General features: G+C 55.6%; 20 protein-coding genes. 10 read left to right on the top strand and 10 right to left on the bottom strand.

Translation table 11 applies throughout. The features are described 5' to 3' along the window. Positions 1-53: 53 nt before the first annotated feature. Positions 54-725 (bottom strand): helix-turn-helix domain-containing protein, encoded by a 672-nt coding sequence (locus LCF40_RS20785; RefSeq protein ID WP_224830062.1) that lies wholly within the window; start codon positions 723-725, stop codon positions 54-56. 132 nt (positions 726-857) lie between these two features. Here LCF40_RS20785 and LCF40_RS20780 point away from each other — a divergent pair, with 132 nt between their 5' ends. Beyond that, complete coding sequence (locus LCF40_RS20780; protein WP_224830061.1) at positions 858-1226, top strand: DoxX family protein; 369 nt, start codon at positions 858-860, stop codon at positions 1224-1226. Between the two features lie 222 nt (positions 1227-1448). On the opposite strand, the gene LCF40_RS20775 is transcribed toward LCF40_RS20780, so the two are convergent. Both LCF40_RS20775 and LCF40_RS20770 read right to left on the bottom strand, forming a co-directional pair. After that, on the bottom strand, positions 1449-2363 hold the full coding sequence (locus LCF40_RS20775) for a glycosyltransferase family 2 protein (RefSeq protein WP_224830060.1): 915 nt from the start codon (positions 2361-2363) through the stop codon (positions 1449-1451). Positions 2364-2499: 136 nt separating this feature from the next. Further along, positions 2500-3261: an SDR family NAD(P)-dependent oxidoreductase gene (locus LCF40_RS20770; protein ID WP_224830059.1), complete on the bottom strand. Its 762-nt coding sequence runs from the start codon at positions 3259-3261 to the stop codon at positions 2500-2502. A 214-nt stretch (positions 3262-3475) separates the two neighbouring features. Here LCF40_RS20770 and LCF40_RS20765 point away from each other — a divergent pair, with 214 nt between their 5' ends. After that, positions 3476-4138 carry a helix-turn-helix domain-containing protein gene (locus LCF40_RS20765; protein WP_425504266.1) on the top strand — a complete coding sequence of 221 codons (663 nt, stop codon included), beginning with the start codon at positions 3476-3478 and terminating at the stop codon, positions 4136-4138. Positions 4139-4153: 15 nt separating this feature from the next. Here the strand turns inward: LCF40_RS20765 and LCF40_RS20760 are convergent, their stop codons facing one another. From LCF40_RS20760 to LCF40_RS20745, 4 genes are all read right to left on the bottom strand, one after another. Then, positions 4154-4555, bottom strand: a complete 402-nt coding sequence (locus LCF40_RS20760; protein ID WP_224830057.1) for a VOC family protein — start codon at positions 4553-4555, stop codon at positions 4154-4156. Positions 4556-4693: 138 nt separating this feature from the next. Next, the gene (locus LCF40_RS20755; protein WP_224830056.1) at positions 4694-5155 is read right to left on the bottom strand and encodes a hypothetical protein; all 462 of its coding nucleotides are present in this window, start codon (positions 5153-5155) and stop codon (positions 4694-4696) included. Between the two features lie 199 nt (positions 5156-5354). After that, positions 5355-5888 (bottom strand): Rrf2 family transcriptional regulator, encoded by a 534-nt coding sequence (locus tag LCF40_RS20750; RefSeq protein WP_224830055.1) that lies wholly within the window; start codon positions 5886-5888, stop codon positions 5355-5357. A 218-nt stretch (positions 5889-6106) separates the two neighbouring features. Continuing rightward, complete coding sequence (locus tag LCF40_RS20745) at positions 6107-6373, bottom strand: HalOD1 output domain-containing protein (protein ID WP_224830054.1); 267 nt, start codon at positions 6371-6373, stop codon at positions 6107-6109. A gap of 96 nt (positions 6374-6469) precedes the next feature. On the opposite strand from LCF40_RS20745, the gene LCF40_RS20740 reads away from it, so the two are divergent. Continuing rightward, positions 6470-6781, top strand: a complete 312-nt coding sequence (locus LCF40_RS20740; RefSeq protein ID WP_224830053.1) for a DUF7344 domain-containing protein — start codon at positions 6470-6472, stop codon at positions 6779-6781. Between the two features lie 517 nt (positions 6782-7298). On the opposite strand, the gene LCF40_RS20735 is transcribed toward LCF40_RS20740, so the two are convergent. Continuing rightward, a complete protein-coding gene (locus tag LCF40_RS20735) occupies positions 7299-7970 on the bottom strand; it encodes a helix-turn-helix domain-containing protein (protein ID WP_224830052.1) in 672 nt (223 codons plus the stop codon). Positions 7971-9057: 1087 nt separating this feature from the next. Here LCF40_RS20735 and LCF40_RS23890 point away from each other — a divergent pair. Beyond that, positions 9058-9396, top strand: a complete 339-nt coding sequence (locus tag LCF40_RS23890; protein ID WP_425504265.1) for a DUF7344 domain-containing protein — start codon at positions 9058-9060, stop codon at positions 9394-9396. Positions 9397-9714: 318 nt separating this feature from the next. Here LCF40_RS23890 and LCF40_RS20730 read toward each other — a convergent pair whose 3' ends face one another. Beyond that, positions 9715-10116 (bottom strand): VOC family protein, encoded by a 402-nt coding sequence (locus LCF40_RS20730; protein WP_224830051.1) that lies wholly within the window; start codon positions 10114-10116, stop codon positions 9715-9717. A 410-nt stretch (positions 10117-10526) separates the two neighbouring features. Between LCF40_RS20730 and LCF40_RS20725 the strand changes: the two genes are divergently transcribed. Next, positions 10527-11399: a ParA family protein gene (locus LCF40_RS20725; protein ID WP_224830050.1), complete on the top strand. Its 873-nt coding sequence runs from the start codon at positions 10527-10529 to the stop codon at positions 11397-11399. Further along, positions 11392-11877 (top strand): DUF7970 domain-containing protein, encoded by a 486-nt coding sequence (locus LCF40_RS20720; protein WP_224830049.1) that lies wholly within the window; start codon positions 11392-11394, stop codon positions 11875-11877. The genes LCF40_RS20725 and LCF40_RS20720 overlap by 8 nt, the downstream gene beginning before the upstream one ends. Before the next feature lie 241 nt (positions 11878-12118). Here the strand turns inward: LCF40_RS20720 and LCF40_RS20715 are convergent, their stop codons facing one another. Next, positions 12119-12382: a tyrosine-type recombinase/integrase gene (locus tag LCF40_RS20715; protein ID WP_224830048.1), complete on the bottom strand. Its 264-nt coding sequence runs from the start codon at positions 12380-12382 to the stop codon at positions 12119-12121. A 319-nt stretch (positions 12383-12701) separates the two neighbouring features. Between LCF40_RS20715 and LCF40_RS20710 the strand changes: the two genes are divergently transcribed. The 4 genes from LCF40_RS20710 to LCF40_RS20695 all read left to right on the top strand — a co-directional run bounded on the left by LCF40_RS20710 (position 12702) and on the right by LCF40_RS20695 (position 17330). Then, on the top strand, positions 12702-12986 hold the full coding sequence (locus LCF40_RS20710; protein WP_008422279.1) for a DUF7967 family protein: 285 nt from the start codon (positions 12702-12704) through the stop codon (positions 12984-12986). Positions 12987-13052: 66 nt separating this feature from the next. Beyond that, a complete protein-coding gene (locus LCF40_RS20705; protein WP_008422280.1) occupies positions 13053-13802 on the top strand; it encodes a helix-turn-helix domain-containing protein in 750 nt (249 codons plus the stop codon). A gap of 64 nt (positions 13803-13866) precedes the next feature. Next, a complete protein-coding gene (locus tag LCF40_RS20700; RefSeq protein ID WP_193364847.1) occupies positions 13867-16209 on the top strand; it encodes a heavy metal translocating P-type ATPase in 2343 nt (780 codons plus the stop codon). Beyond that, entirely contained in the window at positions 16206-17330 is a 1125-nt protein-coding gene (locus LCF40_RS20695) for a hypothetical protein (protein ID WP_008422282.1), read from the top strand. Before LCF40_RS20700 ends, LCF40_RS20695 begins: the two co-directional genes overlap by 4 nt. Positions 17331-17743: the final 413 nt, after the last annotated feature.

The following is a 17743-nucleotide window of genomic DNA, read 5'->3' as shown; positions in this document are numbered from 1 at the left end:
TTTCCGGAACCAATCAGATGAGACAATGGTGATTCGTCTCCCTCTGTCGCCGCCTACGAGACAAATTCCTTGATAATCTTACTTTCAGCTCGATGGAGGACACCACTAACCGCCGATTGATTGACATCCATTGTTTCTGCAAGTCCGACGAGCGTACAGCCTCGAGGGCTATCGTAGTACCCTCGTTCAACCGCTTTAGTGATGACCTCCCGCTGGCGCTCAGTCAGAAGTCCGTTCGAGTCGTACGATTGGGTCAACGATAGTATCTCGTACGGGATGTCAGCCGCCGCTAACTCGGTCGTTAACTCCGATAATTGCTCCTGTGAAGTCACTTGTTCGCCGGATGCCCACCCGTCTCGGATGCTGATCGGAAATCGCGGAAGGATCCCCTTCGAACGCCTCGCCTCATACGTTGACGGCATCGGAAATTCTAATTGGACCAGTACCAGCCCGTCGTCGGAATGGAGTACATCGAATGAGCGCGCCTCCGACGCGTCGTCGAACCGACGAACGATGGCATCCACATCCGACGTCGTTACTTCGATCAGTTCGAGCACGCCATCGTCTACGGGCTGGCTCGTCAGGATCGTGAACTCGGCGTCCGGAAAGTCGGTCGAGACACCAGCTAGCCAGTTGTCGTCATCTACCCCGATTTCGACCTGCAGGCGTACACGGACCATATCACCGGGGTTGGCTGGCGAGTGGTTTAACAGGAGTCCTATCACCTTAAAAAGGTGAATATATTCACGAGTGAATCCGTAGTCTCACCACGTGTAGGAGATCCATGCCTCTCGCCGGAGACAGGCACAGATCGCTATGAACGAACACTCGCCCGAATCCCGTGAGGCAAGTCGACTATGAGTACAATTGAAACGGCTCTCCCTCTCATGCAGGGGTTGCTCGGATTCATCATGCTGGCTGCGGGCAGTGCGAAGCTATTCGGTATTGACCTCGTGGTGGAGGATTTTGATCGATATGACTATCCCGAGTGGTTTCGATTCATTACCGGTGTCATCGAGGTATTTGGGGGGCTCGGCTTACTCGTCGGTCTCGTATTTGCACCGACTCTCGCTGTTCTCGGCGGACTGCTAACAGTCGCTACGATGGCTGGGGCCATCCTGACACATCTCTTCCGGGTTGACGACCCGCTCTGGAGATTTGTCGGCCCATCGGTCTATCTTACCATCGGACTCTTCGTAACGGCATTCCACCTGTTATCGTTTTAGCCAGTGAAGTGCGAGCAACAGTATGTGCTCCGATTGTGGGTGGGACGGGTGTCGTAGGCACGATTCAAGCGGGATGGTTGCCTGATACCTACGCGGGAGTAGATTGGATAGCTCCACGCGACTGAATCAATAGACGGATTCTCGCCGGTTCAACGCTCGTGATTTTTGAAAGAAGCGAGTCACGAACGCACATCGTTGGGTATGTCGTCTTTAGCTGGAGCGCTATTCGACGACTCTAACGTCGAACTTCCCGCACCAGCGGTATCGTCGGCCACCCCAGACGAACGTCCGGCGAACAAGTGCATAGAAAACCAGGGGTACGAATACGAACAATGCCGGGTAGGCCAATATGGCCGTCCATCGGCGGACGCCCAGAATTTCGTTGACGGCGAGGTGAGCTGCCGTCAGAAGGATCACCATGTACAGCGGGACCAGAATCGCCATTGCAAGGACGAGCAGTGAAACGAGACAGGTCCCGGCGACGGTACCGGGGAAATGCCACCGGAGAATCTTCGTCCACCGGACCGGACGCTCGATCGCTTCACGAATGGTTCCACCGATCGGGACGATCCGTGTCCGTCCGACCGTCGTCACCACGAGGTACTCCATGAGGAGGCCGTCGTCGCTGACGGTCTGTCGAAGCTCATCGAGAAACGCTGCCTCGTCGATGTCGTCACGCTCGAACATGACCGCTCCGCCCCAGATCTGATTGCCGAGATAGAGACCCAGCGAGCCAGCCGAGGCGTACAGCGGCTCGAGCAGCACCGATAGGGGATCGCGACCGACGAAGTAGGGGACCTCCGATACCGGGCCGTACTCCGCATAATCCGATTTCATCTCCCCCAGCCAGTCCGAGGGATGATGGAAGTCGTCGTCCGTCCAGACGAGTCGGTCGTGGCGTGCAGCCTCCATCCCGGCAGCGATGGCGTTTGCCTTCCCCGAACAACCGTCTGGCTCGCCCGCAGCGATGAGCCGGACACCTTCGGGGGAATCTTCCCGCTCGGTGACGGGGTCATCCTCATTGTCGTGGATGATAACCAACTCGTCGTCATCTCCAAGTTGGGTAGCCAGCTCCGTGCACGCGGTGGTCCACTTCGTCGTCGGCAAGAGGATACTCACCGGCGGGTCGTCAGACATGGGCATATGGGTGCACCTTTTCGCTCAGAACCGATGAGCGCAGTGCCGGTGATCCCTGGAAGTTTATTGTCCGTGGGTGGGGGCTGTGTCGCATACACTTCATAGACAGTCAACATACGAGGTTCGTAGTGACATTCTATGAGTTACTCACGACTCCTGCAGTCATTCTTTTCCAGAGCGATGGTACCCATCGAGTAAGCAAGAGACCGATTCTCGTCGTTCTATCCGGCGTGATCACCGGCTGGGTCGAATGAATCTTATCGGCCAGCTTGCGGCCGACTTCCTCAGGTCCAATCGTCATCCACTCCGGATATTCGAGGCTGGCAGTCATCTGTGTGTTCACTGATGGCGGAATCATCAACGTACAGGAGACGTCCGTACCTCGAAGTTCGAGTTGCAATGAACAAACGAGCCCCTTGATAGCGCCTTTCGTTGCGGAATACCCGGACAGGCCAGGGTGCCCGGTGTCTGCCGTCCCAGAGCCCATATTGTGGATGATACCACCCCCCTGTGCGAGCATGTGCGGGAGGACCGCCTGAACCAGACGATAATAGCCGAAGAAGTTGACCTCGAACTCATGGCGTGTATCAGATAGCGACCGCTCCTGGAACGAAGCGACCCGGGCCACACCTGCGTTGTTGACGACGATATCGATTCGACCCCACTGTCCGATGATTTCGCTTACTACCGTCGTCACATCATCGGTGTCAGTGACATCGCATTCGTAGTATTGAACTCGGGCGACAACGTCGTCTTGGAGGTCACGAACGTTGTCTCCGTTGATATCGAGTGCGGCGATCCGACGATGATCCTCAGCTAAAGCTGTCAGCAAGTAATAGCCGATTCCTTCGTTCGCGCCAGTGAGGATGATTACCTCCTCATCGGTCGATCTGGTCATACACTCGATGAGATCCGATTGGAGGTCTGGCGAGAACCATGGAGAGGGAGTGCTTGCTCCTGCCCAGTGATCGAGTCGAAGCCCCAAATTTTTGTAATTGCTCTTTGGAGATCCATTAGATGATTCTCTTCGTCCGATGGCTATGAGCGTGCTGCCGGTGATCCATGGACGCTTATGCTGAACGTCTTTGTCGGTTGCGGTCAATCACGAATCTATGCGCTATGTCACCTTCGTGGCGTATCCCGAAAGCGGTGGGATCAATCGGCTCGACCGACAAGTCAACGAGGTGGGACTCGAGTACCGGGCCACGCATCGTATGGAACTCCTCGACGACGACACCGTTGCGATGTTCGCCGAAGGTCGTGGGGATATCGATAGGCTTCGGCGAGTATTAGCGGAGTTGCCAGAGGTCTTCGACTTCTCACTCTCCGGCGACGATACTGGATTCTTCTCTTATACACGGTATGCAGCGGACGACCTGACCCGGTTGCTCATGGAGGACCGGCGAGAGTCTTCGTACCTGATGGATATGCCGATCGAACATACCGATGACGGCGGGCTTCGGGTGACGTACATCGGAACGGAGGCGGCCTTTGCCGACGCACTCTCCGAACAACCTGACGATATAAGGATCGAAATCGAGCGGACCGGCTCGTATACGCCTGGACCTCGGCACGTCGTCTCTCAGTTGACTGAACGCCAGAGGGAGGTGCTCAAAACAGCAGTCGATCTCGGCTACTACCAGGAACCGCGTAAAACGACCCACGATGAGATCGCAATGGCCACCGAGCTGTCTGAGACGACTGTCGGCGAGCACCTCCGGAAGATCGAAGCGGCCGTGTTCTCTTCGCTCCACGTCGGCGCCGCTAAGCGCTGAAACTGCTCCCCGGTCTTAATATGGAGACTGAACGCAGAACCCGTTCCCTTCGGGATCGCGCATGACAGTCCAGGTTTCCGTCACTGGACCGGTCGTTCCTGTTTTCGTCTCGACGACGGTCGCTCCGAGTTCGGTGAGTCGCTCTACCTCTTCCTCACGCTCGTCGGCGTTGAGATCGAGATGAATCGGGATGTGCTCGGGTGAGGATCGCGGCATCTTCTTGAAGAACAACCGTGGGCCGTCCTCTGCTGGATCGACCGCTGCAGCGGCTGCGTTGAGATCACCTCCTTCGGCTTCGATCGCCTCGATGATCTCCGGTGGCGGCTCTTCGAGGTCGTACTCGAGTGCGCCTGCCCAAAACTCGGCGAGTGCCCGTGGATCCTCGCAAGCGAACGTGATGTTTCCCAGTGTAGCCATGCAGGCGCGACCATGTTCCCACGCAAAACTGTTTCCCCGCCGGTCTGAGGGTCGACCTCGGGACGAACTCTACTCAGGATTCACCGAACACCAGAGCCCTCGTTGTAGACCGGTGCTCATCATCAAATGGTCCGAACCTCACGTCCGTCGGCGTATCGCACGCTCAATCTGACTCTTCGGGAGCCACTCCTCGGCAAGCCCCACGGCGTCCTCCCGTTGGTCGAACGACTCGCGGTTGTCCGCTAGGCGGTCTTCCAGCCATTCCCGACGAGAATCATCATCGCCAGCGTTGTTGATTCCTTTCTCGAGTTGGTGGATCCGATGGGCGAGCTTCAGCAGTGGTGGAACGGCCGCTGCATCACTGAATCGGATGGCGTCGTCCGTATCACGAGTGATCCGCCCGACGAACGCTGTCGGGGTTGCGCCATCGACGAACCCGACCTTCTGCTCGGCGAGCCATTCGGGGAGGTGGATCAGGAGCTCGTCATCCTTGAGTTGGCCCAAGAGCTGCCAGACCTGCCGTGTTGTGACGTCGTCATCTGCCCAGTCTTGGGCGAACCGCTCGTAGTCACGGTACTCGTGGATCTCCACCTCGGTCATGGCTCGTTCTACGAGGGAGAGCAAAAAGAGATACTGGGACGAGTCAATCCTGATCAGGAGTACAGGCCTGGTGGGTCAGCCAGCGTTCTCGCCATGCGCAATCGAACAGCGGAAACGGTGGTGTGTTCTTTCAGTTGGCCGGACGTCTCAGGCGCCGTACGTGGCGAATCCCAGAGCAGAACAGGATCCAATCAACAGATCAATGATCGGGTTCCTCGGCCGGGGCGACCATATCATCGATGCGGAGGATGAGAATATTGTCCGTATCGTCTTTCCCGTCGACGCTCCCTTCGATCTTGAGCTTCGAGAGCGGGGTCGGGCCCACAGTAACAGAATCGTCCTCGTGGAAGGCGTCAATCGCCCCCTGGATGTGGACCTCTGCCCGGCAGAGCTCGGGGTGGTGAACGCTCGAGAGGTCGATCTCCTCGACGATGACGTCCTCAGCGTCCTCGCCCTCGTGTGTAAGCGGGACCGACGCTGGGTCGTCCATCTGCTGGATCTCTAAGGCCTCGTAGGCTGTCGCCGTCGGCTTGTATCCGCCCTTTGGTCCGGGCACGCCCTCGACAAGCTGGAGGGCTTTCAGGCTCTGCATCTGGTTACGGATCGTCCCCGGGTTGCGGTCGACCTGCTCGGCGATGTCCTCGCCTTTGATCGTGTCCTCAGAGTCCTTGTGAAGGGTCGTTAGGGTACGCAGAATGTTCTTCTGACTCGGCGTGAGTTCGATTGATGACATAGGTAATCTTCGCGGTTGATATTCTTAAATCCAGTGGGTTGGCCACTCAATGGGAACTGAGTACTGCTGGTGAGTCGAATCGCCTATTCCTCTGATGGCACTCTTCGCTATCCAAGCGAGACATTGTGGGAGACATCGCTCTCAATCACTCGAACTCGACGTACAGTCCGACAACGCTACGACGCGTTTCTGAAGCAGAAAACGCGTATTGGGCGTTTTCACGTACTCTGTACGACCACTTCTGAGTCGGTGAGTTGAACCAGGTATCCATACGCCGTGAACGAAATCGTGACTTCCCTACTCTCACTAACGAGAGCATCAAGCGATTGTGGATCGACGTACTCATAGAGCGGGGAGAGTTCCATAACATCTCTCTCTTCGAGATCAGCGATCGTGTAGGCAACTGCGACGCTTGGTTGCGTTTGTGCCCAGTCACACTCCTGTCTATACAACTGGCTCTGGTTTTGACTGTCTGAAGGACTCATGCGGTGGGGGCCACCTCTGAGGGTAAATTACTTTCGGTGAAAAAGACACTCTCCATCATCAATAGTAATTTCACATTAGATAGTATGAGAGTCACTATGGACGAGAGGACGCTCCGTCTCATCTCGCACCCCATTCGTCGCCGAATAATTTGTGCACTTCGTGATGGAGAGACACCGATCGAGTGCCCGCTCAACATCGCGGATCTCGATTCTGGTATCGTCCACAAAGAAGTGGCTCAACGCCGTCAAATCGAACTATTTCACATCCACTTGCCGAAACTCGACGATGCGGACGTCATTGCGTGGGATCGCGATCACGAGAACGTCGCTAAGGGATCCAATTTTGATAAATGTCGTATCTTACTTGATGAAATCACTACTCATGACGAGAGCGAAGTCGATCATTGATCTTTGAGCGAGGGTTCTATTTCTAAGATGACTGGAATAGAGATACTCTGTAATAATATTTCATTATGCTGTGTTGGACCCCAATACTAATTTCCGGTGGCCGGGTTGATAGTGATGTCGGCCTCTCAACCACGTTGGCCGACCATCGCATAACGCATCCGTGCCCTGCCCCACCCCACTGTGCATCCAGGGCCACGAATTTTTATGAAATACACAATTTCGAGAGTAGACGAGCGGGCGGTGGCAGCCCGCCCGTGTGCCTCTGACTGGCAGCACGACCCTCTGGTCCCGTGTGCCTTCAGATTGGGTCGTGCATGTAGAGACCATTGACGTGGATCAATAGGTGTGTGGTTTGCAAGACTCTCCTCCTGTGAAACCAATCGAACCAAGATGGACGATCCAGCCCGATCGTCTGGTCCAGTCCACAGTTCTGGATGAGTTATCCGGAGATCGCACTTGGCTGTGCTCAACACTCAGAGGGAGTTAGATGCACTCGAGACCACGGAACACACCATCATTACTGAACAAGTCCATCGCTCTCTAGCTTGTCGAACTGTTCGCTGGCGAGGACCTTGTTCGCTCGGCGAAGCCGTTCGGACAACGCCTGATGAGATACGTCAAGTTCAGCTGCTAACTCTTCGAGCGAAAGCTGGCGGGGAACATCGTAGTACCCTCGTTCGTACGCTTCGCGAATCGCGTTCTCCTGGGCCTCTGTAAGGGTCATGGCTCCAAGATCCGTATTGCGGTCAGCACCGATCATCCGCGTAATCTCGATCTGGAGTCCGTGGTCCTCGAGTTGCGGAATGGCCTCCGAAAGGAGCCCCCGGTCGGAGAATAGCAGGTGAAAGGTCCAGGCATCGGCCGAACATTCTGCGTCAAGAATCGTCCCGTTATTGGTGAAGACTGCCGAAAACAGGGCCTCAAGATCAGCTGTATACTCGAGACGATAGAGCCACTCCGACGCGTCATGCTCGAGCAAGGACGTGAACTCCTTAATCGAGGAGTCGTCCGAGAGCGCGTTTCTGATCTGCCGTTTGGAGGCGCCAGTGATCCATACCAGCGGCATCGTCTGGTGAGGCCCGTCAGCGGCGACGGTCTTAACTCGGACGTCGAGCTCCGGCAATGCGGCGAACGTCTCCGAGAGCATGACGTCCTCGGTGGGGACGACGAGCTGGGCGACCGTCGTCATACACTCTCACTCTCTGTCCTGATTGATAAACAATACGACAATGATATCCGGACAACGCGGTCCGACCACGTATTACTGACCGTGATTAGAAGAGATGACGTGGATGGAACCCTGGCAATTCGGCTAGAAACACCCACACACCACCCTGCAAGTGTTTTTGTTGTATATAGAAAGAGCCGTCTGTGGAACTATGGCCACTCGAAAACTATCCTTTTAAACGAGCCCATAAAATTATAATGAAATATCTCCACCTTGCCGCCAGAAGCACGTCAAGTAGAACCGGCGAGGATCCGAGTTCCCGTCGACGCTCTCCCCTTGTACGATATTGATCGTTCACGGTAAGAAGGGGGTTGCACCGGGAAACGATTACCCGAATGTGGCTGTGATGTTTCAAATTCAGCAATCAATTATCGGAAGGTATTACCACCCGGGAGATGGAGTTTCGATGCCGGCCTGGCGACCGAAACTGGTACCGCGGGCTGGTAAGCCACTTTCACGTGACCTCGTCGTCCCTGATCCCCCACCACCGGGACGACGAGGGGCGGTATGCCCCAGAGCGTGTTCTCGATCACCGCTGAACTGGAATCCCCAACACCTATATCAGTCTCCCAGATAATCCTCATTCGCACGGCCCACTCTGAAGGCACACCAGTTTGGGGGTCGTGCTGCCTGTCAGAGGCACATCCAGTCACGGGCGATCGGGGGACCCGCCCGTGCTGTTGGCAGAACCGACGAGTTGACCGCACGTTCTCACCTTGTGCAACATCGTCGACCCCGTGAACGGCGAATCGTTGCACAAGGTACGCGATTTTCTACCGGTACGATTATGGTCGTCAATGCAAGACAATCACGCGCACAGCCGTGGTGAGCGAATCGTCATGGATGTGCGGCTGTGCCCGTACGCACTCGGGCGGGAGTGGGGACCCCCGCCTGTTTTGCTCAATTGGATGTAGCGACGCGAACGGATTCACTGAGTCGGGCTTACAGGATCAATCTGGATCGGCTCTTCGAGAGGGTGTTACCATTAGTTATTTACGTCTGACGAGCGTCTGACGGAGGGCGGATAGATTGAGAGGAAAACCCAGATATGCATCACCTCATTCACCATGAGACGGTAGACAAAGCGTTAGAGATCCTTGCAGACCAATACTGCCGCTCCACGTTGCTGTGTTTTCAAGAGGCGACAGAAGACGCACTCCCGATACGCGATCTCGCAACCAGGGTCGTCCCGGGGGAGAGAAAGAACGAAACGGTAGTCCGTCTTCATCATTCAACGCTTCCTCGACTTGCAGATGCCGGGCTCATTGAGTACGATTCCAGAAGCAGTACCGTGCGATATCATGGAGACCAAGACATTGAGGAGCTATTAGCTACGCTCACTGACTGTTTCGCAGGAGAAGAACAGTTCTGTGAAGTGGGCCCTTGAGTTGGAAACCTGCAGGTCGTGTTTCGAATCGGACTCAGCAGTGTCAGGATCGTTGCCGTTCTCATTCCACCAGTAATTCGATCAATTCAATTAAACTGAATTAGCTACTAACTCGATTCAGACTAAGACTTCGATGTGGATGGTCGATTCGTCATGGGTGTCTCATTAGCGGCTAGAATCGTCAACGACCGTCCGCTCAGAAAGCGATTGCACAAGGCAGCGCGCATCGAGCGTCGGTGTCCGTGAACTCGACTATCAATACAGCGGAAACGCGGTGTCTCATGATCGTCGATAGCGTATCTTAACCCCACGCTGAGGTTAGTGAAAAGACTGAACGCAGAACCCGTTCCCTTCGGGATCGCGCATCACAGTCCAGGTCTCCGTCACTGGACCGGTCGTTCCTGTTTTCGTCTCGACGACGCTCGCTCCGAGTTCAGCGAGCCGTTCGACCTCTTCCTCGCGATCCTCTGCATCGAGGTCGAGATGGATCGGGATATGCTCGGGTGAGGATCGCGGCATTTTCTTGAAGAACAACCGTGGGCCGTCCTCTGTTGGATCAACCGCTGCAGCGACTGCATTGAGATCACCTCCCTCGGCTTCGATCGCCTCAATGATCTCCGGTGGCGGCTCTTCGAGGTCGTATTCGAGCGCCTCTGCCCAAAACTCCGCAAGCGAACGCGGATCCTTACTTGCGAACGTGATGTTGCCCAGTGACGCCATACGGGCGCGATCCACGTTTCCACGCAAAACTGTTTGCACCACGTGTTCGATCCCTCGTTTGGGCTCAGAACCCGCCTGCGGCTCACAGAACGCTGTCCCTCTCATGAATTATCTGTAAAATACACAAAACTAACACAATGTACAAAATCTAAATAATGTATGTTATGGAGTTGCGGGAAATTGCTGGCTAGGTAGTTGTGATCGAGCGTCGAGAAGCCCACATTATGTACGAAATTTACATAGCCCACCGAATTCGTCTGACGCAGAATTAAGGGTGAGGCGCTTTATTGGCCGGGTATGAGTGCAACAAAACACACATTGCCTACAATTTCCACAGTACCTCAAAAACTCACACAATGTAAATTATCCACAAAATGTACAAAATTCTCTTTCCGTGGAGGTGCTGATCGATGAGTACGGGAGAGTTCGAAGGCCTTCCCGGCGTAGCAGTCTCACTGCTGAAGGGTGGAGTGGGCAAGTCGACGATCGCGCTTAATATCGCAGATCGCCTTGCAGCCCGAGGTCATGAGACGGTTCTGATCGATCTCGATAAGGATGGGCATATGACGAGTCAGCTAGGTTACGACGATGCGTACGACAGGGAGGCGAATCTCGGCGATGCACTCATCGACGGCGGTGATCCCAACGAGTTGCTAATCGAGACGGAGTTTGGAGTGCATCTTCTCCCCTCGAGTGACGAACTAGAGAACGTGGAGACGCGACTGAAGGACGAACGATTCGCCGACGTGAAGCTCCGCCGGAACGTCATTGAACCACTCATCACCAACGGATACGATTACGTCGTTATTGACGCCGCGGGTGGCCGCGGTAAGCTTTCTGACAACGCGCTCATCGCTGTCCAGCGTGTAATCATCCCCCTCATTCCGCGTGCCGGGTCCATCAACGGACTCAACAAGATGATCAGCCGCCAGATCTCTCCGATCCGGGAGAACATCGGCCTCGATATCCTCGCCGTCACGCCTAATATGATTCGTGAAACGATGGGGCAACACAACGAGCATCGGACGCTGGTCGAAAACCTCAATCGAGAGTTCGGATCGTTTGTCCCCGAGTATGCACGGATTGACCCGGAAATCTTCGATGCACTCGATGACTCGAGACAAAGTGTCGACGAAATCCCGAAGCCTGGAATTCGGGAACGGACAGCGATCTCTCGAGCCTTCAAACAGGGAATGCCGGTCGCAGCATTTGATGAAGACTGCGATCAAATCCAGAATTTCGACCACCTAGCGGATCTCGTGGAGGATCAGAACCATGCCTAATGAGGACAATCGCTTCGGCGACGTTGCTGAACAGCTCAAACAAACAGGGGAAGGTGAAGAACCGGCTGACGAGGACAACGGGTCCACAAGGGAGGAGGCCCGATCGTCTGCAGCGAAAAGCCAACAGGAGACGGACAACGAGGTTGACCCAACGCAGCAACCAGACGAATTAGATGAGGATGAACCGTCTGGTGGACCGGCGTTTCCCTTCGATGAGACCGACATGCATGGATTCTACGTCCGGGATGAGACGTGGGATGGCATTACTCGAATGCGGTCGTCAGTGACTGCTGCCTGCTCAATGTTCGATGTTTCTGAATTCGAAGGGAGGGAGTTTCAGGACGCGTGTCTTCGAGTCGTAGCGAATCACGGTGATGAGGTAGCCCTGCAAATCCTCCGCGAGCGGGGTATTGAAGCGGATGAGGAACGGGTCCAAGAAGTAGTCGAGATGTTAAGCAGCCAAGCGGAAAACGACTAATTTGGCTGTGCAATTATCATTATCCTCACCATTCACACAATCTACATTACCTGGATTATGGACATAATGTGGGATATGGGATTGATGAACGCTCTCTCCGTCTGCGGGTTTTGCGGTAACTTTGGCTAGTTCCCTCGGAGGAGCCCGAATCTGATTTGCTTCAAGTAAGGTGTTTTCCCGTCCTTACGAACGAGTGGGCAGAATCCGGATGTGGCCCAAGGGCTGGGCTCTAAGGGGTTTGCTATTCATCGAGGAGGTCATCGACTTGCTGGGCTGTCTCTGCAGCCTGGATATCGGAGTACGATTCATGCGTGGTTTCGATACTCGCGTGCCTGAGCGCTGATTGAGCCAGCTCGGCGTGGCCACTCGCGTAGAGTTCGTGTCCAAGACCTCGACGAGCGCCGTGTGGTTTCAGGTAGTCACCGTCGACGTCGATATCAGCGGCCTCACAGAGGCGCTGCATCAGGTTTCGAGCGCCATTCGTCGAAAGGGCGGGTGGAACCACGTTTCGGTCTCGTAGGACCGTCTCGACGTCGTTTCGGTCTAGAATCTCCTCAATCTCGTCCTCTGAGAGCCCGTCGTCAGCTATAGGGATTAGCTGAAGTCTTCGTACTATCCAATATCACAAATCTGTTATCTGTTAAAATCCGCGTGCAAGATACAGGGCGCATATCTTGCACATCTGAAGTCGGCTAGGTAGATTGTTCATGCATAGATCTCTTCGGAAATTTGTGCTGCCGGGATGGGCTTTGGGTTCCGTGTCTCTGAAAACACCCATCTACAACCTCCACCATTTAATCCCGAGGCGCAACAACCGGGCGAATATGACGGAGCAACTGGATAATGGTATCCGTGTGTGGTTGGTTGAACGCACCTACTCCGACGATGAGCAGAATTTGATCATCCTCACCTACGCAACTCCCGATGGTGAGCAGTACTACCGCAAAGAACGAGCACTAACCTCCTTTACCGATGTTCGCGACACCACGGCGGCTGTCGACGCTGACCCGAACAATCTTGGCTCCGTCGACGATACCGACCTTCAAGAGCAATACGCTACCGAAGCACAGCGGATGCAGGAAACTCACGATCACGACGATGTGATCTAACCCCAGTAACCAAATCCGGGCGGTCTAAAGCCATGTATTATGCCTCCGAGCCAGCTATAGTAGTGTATGCGCGAGCTCGTCTTCGCTCTCGAATACGAACCTAAGTGCAACAGGGTGGCAGATACTCTCGCTGACTATCCAGACGCTTGGATTCGATCGCTCTCGCTGCACGTCACTGAGGACCGTCTCTGGCGCGTCGATCACGCTACTGGGACACCCGATGCTCTCGCTGATATCGAAGACGCCTTTCTCAACAGCGACTACTATGCGGACTGTCTCGCAACCGAGGACTGTGATGCTACCCAGACTACACAGATCCTTGACCAGACTGATGACACGCTCGTTCTCTACTCGTACTGGGAGCGCACCCCTCTTTGCTCGTCCATCCCCCACATCGCACGCGACCACCTCGGCGATGGTCTACTGTTCGACACGCGCCACGAGAGTCGTCACTACACCTGGCGCATCATCCATTCCGGCGAGGGCGACGTGAGTGCGTTCTTCGATGAGCTCGCAACTGCCGTCGGCGACTGTGCCCGAACGGAAATACTCCGAACGGCCGCCACCTCGACCTCGACAAACAATACGAACGACAGAACAACCCGGCTCTCGCCAGAACAAGAGGCTGCTCTTCAGGCTGCCGTCGAACACGGCTATTACGAGTCGCCTCGAGAGATCGACGTAGGTGGACTAGCAGAGCACCTCAACGTGCCTCGGTCGACGCTCACCTACCGACTTCGACGGGCGGAAGAACACCTTGCGAAGGAGCACGTTGCTCACGAAAATCTCCCTTCGGAGCCGTCGATATCACCCTGACCTGACTTCCCGTTTGGAACATTCCAACTAAGGCTTATCGAGTTGACTCCCCTATCTCACGGTGATGACCGAGAACGTGGATGCAGTGGAACAGACGGGCGACAGTAAGCAGGCGCGAGAACTGTCCGTCCGGCTTGCCGTTCCGGAGATGGACTGTCCCTCGTGCGCGCAGAAGGTCGGTAAGGCACTCCAACGCGTCGACGGGATCACTGACACGACCCTCCAGCCGACCACTGGCACGGCTACGGTGACCTATAATTCTGACCGTGTGACCGAGGCCGACGTGGTTGCAGCCATTGAGGGTGCGGGCTACGACGTCGTCGGCGATGAAAGCGATTCTCGTGAGGAATCGACCGGAGGAGTGGAAATCGCGCCTCCCTCGGAGATCTGGACGAGTTCGCGCGCCATCAAAACCTGGATCGGAGCAGGGTTTCTCGTGTTCGGTCTCCTCTTCGAGTTCGTACTCACTGGGCAAAACATCGAGGCTGCAACCGTCCTCGACTATCCGCTCACACTCGCGGACGGGCTATTTCTCGTCGCAATCGCCGTCAGCGGCTATCCCGTCGTTCGCGGAGGCTACTACTCCGCGAAGAACCTGAGTCTCGACATCGACTTCCTGATGGGGACGGCGATCATCGCCGCCACCGGCATCGGCTACTTCGTCGAAGCCGCGACACTAGCCGTCCTGTTCAGCATCGCGGAGTTGCTTGAAGATTACGCGATGGATAGAGCACGCAACTCGCTGCGTGAACTGATGGAACTCTCGCCGGATGAGGCCACGGTCCGCCGGAATGGCGATGAGGTGACTGTAGCGGCCGAGGACGTGGACGTAGGCGAAACCGTCATCGTCCGTCCCGGCGAGAAGATCCCACTCGACGGCTCAGTTGTCGAGGGCGAGAGTGCGGTCGATGAGTCTTCAATCACCGGAGAGAGCGTACCTATCGACAAATCTTCCGGCGATGAAGTGTTTGCCGGAAGTATCAACGCGGAAGGCTATCTCGAAGTAGAGGTCACCTCAACGGCGGGTGATTCGACGCTCTCGAAAATCATCGAGATGGTGCAGGGAGCACAGGAGAAGAAAACCGAAAAGGAGCAGTTCGTCGATCGCTTTTCGGGCTACTACACGCCGATAGTGGTCGTGCTGGCAATTCTCACCGCTGCCGTGCCGCCACTCGCGTTCGGATGGCCGTGGCAGACGTGGTTCATCCGTGGTCTCACCCTACTTGTGATCGCGTGCCCGTGCGCATTCGTCATCTCGACGCCCGTTTCGGTCGTTTCCGGGATTACGAGTGCCGCGAAGAACGGCGTGCTCATCAAAGGAGGAAATCACCTCGAAGCAATGGGCGAAATCGACGCTATCGCGATGGACAAAACCGGGACGCTCACGAAGGGTGAACTCACGGTCACCGACGTGATTCCGTTCGGAGACTACAGTGAGCCAGATGTGCTCCGATACGGTGCCGGGTTAGAACAGCGGAGTGAACATCCGATTGCTGAGGCGATTCTCACCCATACTGAGGACTCTGAGGGAACCGATCTTCCTCCTGTCTCGAATTTCGAGAGCCTGACTGGAAAGGGCATTCAAGCTACTATCGACGGTGAGACGTACTATGCAGGCAAACCAGCACTATTCGAGGAACTCGGCTTCGACCTCCCCCAAGCTCGCAGCGTAACTGACGGTGGGGTCGTACCGGAGGAGGTCACTGAGAATTCTAGTCCCGAAGAGGCGGAGAAGGAGTACGCTGACCATGTGTTGGCCGGACTTGAGGAGGAGGGACGAACGGTCGTCCTCATTGGAACGGAAACGGAGTTGCTGGGTGGCATCGCAATTGCTGATGAGGTACGTCCGATCTCACAACGCGCTGTCGAGCGCCTGCATGAGTTGGGTATCGGTCATGTTGTAATGCTCACGGGCGACAATGAGGGAACGGCCCAGGCGATTGCCGAGCAGGTCGGCGTTGACGAGTACCACGCGGAACTCCTCCCTGACCAGAAGGTCGAAGCAATCGATGAGTTGAGTGATGAATACGGCGACGTTGCGATGGTTGGCGACGGCGTGAACGATGCGCCAGCGCTTGCGACCGCGACTGTCGGGATTGCGATGGGGGCTGCCGGAACGGATACAGCGCTTGAAACTGCTGATATCGCACTTATGGGTGACGATCTCTCGAAACTGCCGTACCTCTACGAGCTGTCGGACAAAGCAGGAAACGTGATTCAACAGAACATCTGGACGAGTCTCGGCGCGAAGGCACTGCTCGCGATCGGCGTCCCGCTCGGCTACGTCAGCGTTGCGGTGGCCGTGGTTGTCGGCGATATGGGTATGAGCCTCGGTGTCACTGGCAATGCGATGCGTCTCTCGCGGATGGTTCCCGACACGCTACGGGGAGGCGACTCCTCGAAATGAGTAGCGAGCGGCGCGCTCACGAGCACAGTCTCAACGACAACCGATGGTTACAACTCGCCGGTATCGCGCTCGGGATGGTAGTGGTCGCTTCGGCACCTGTAGTCGTTTCAGGAATGGCAGCGGCCCAAGGAAGTCAAACGTTCATCGTCGAGCAGGGTTCACAGTGCGTGCAGATCACGCCCCTTGGCGACGGCACACAATCCGTTGAGGAGTTCTACGATTATAAAGTGTTGAATGATACGGCGAATTATAGTTCGCTCGGAACTACTGATATCCAACTCGACCAGACCATTCAGGTATTCGTTTACCGAGGTTCTGATGGGCTAAGTCTCGTCTTCCTCAACGACAAGATCGATGAACCAGGCGGTTACGTCGCCACAGCCGATATCTCAGGTCTTCCGGCGGATGGTCAGTGGGTGGTTGAGGACGACAACTACACCAACCGCGACGACACTTTCAGCTACAACGATACAGGCGCACATATCGAATGGAGCGCCAACGGAAGGCGTACGGATGGAGCCGCCTTCCGCGGACTCGAAAGTTCGAACTATCGTACTATCACTGTGGACATCAAGTTCAACGACGAAACAGACCGCTATCCGTTTGAGGAATGGAGTGGATCACCCGAGCAGAACGAAATCGAGAGCTGGGTCGCTCGCTCCGGAACGGGCGAAACGACCGAACTCAACATGAGTCAACCAGTCGACCTCAGTCCAGGCACCTGCAGCGGCGGCGTGAGTACGTTTACTGCCACGTCAAGTAGCGCGGGCAACGCTACAACCGAAACAGCGAGAGCGACCGAGACGACCACGACCCAGACTGCAACTGCAACAACTACGACGCAGAGCGAGGCAACAGCCTCGACTGCGACGCAGACTACCGAGATACCGACCACGACGGCAACACAGACCGCAACGGCAACAAGGACACCAATTACCACGACAACCCGATCCCCGGTGGACGAAACGAGTAAGTCGACGAGTGGTGTAGGCGGAACGACTAAGCAAATTGACGATGACGGAAACGGGAGCGGGGCGTTCGGGCCGGGCTTCGGTGTCGGAGTCGCGCTCGTCGCTGTCCTGGTCCTTGCGGCGGCTGTGGTTGCACGCCGAGGCAACTAACTAAGATACTATAGTTGTTTTGACAATCAAGGACAGAAGATGGGGATGGATACATCACAGGATGGTTCGCCGGGTGACGGTTTCTATATGGAAACTGATTGGTCGCGTCGCAGAATCCTTTGGTCGCGTCGCAAAGTCCTCTAGACTTTGCTCCCGGTCTCAGAAAGGCACTTTATCCGAGCACCCATTCTTCCGTTAGAGTCGTCGTGAACGTGGTATGTGGGGTTTGAAGAAAAGCGGTGGTAAACATCAGCCGCGAGAACGCGAAACTCTAGACCGCTTTGCGCACTACTTCCGAGGGTTATTCTCGATGGGAAAGCTGATCCCGCCGATTAGGCGGGATCTGCGCTCGTTCAACCGAACCAAATAGAGCCGGACTGTCACATTCGATTTCGATGAGTCAACCGGTTCGA

The organism is Saliphagus infecundisoli, assembly GCF_020177375.1.
In the GTDB taxonomy this organism is placed as follows: Archaea; Halobacteriota; Halobacteria; order Halobacteriales; family Natrialbaceae; genus Saliphagus; species Saliphagus infecundisoli.
The sequence above is the reverse complement of the archived record's forward strand: the minus strand, read 5'-3'. Positions and strand labels throughout refer to the sequence as shown.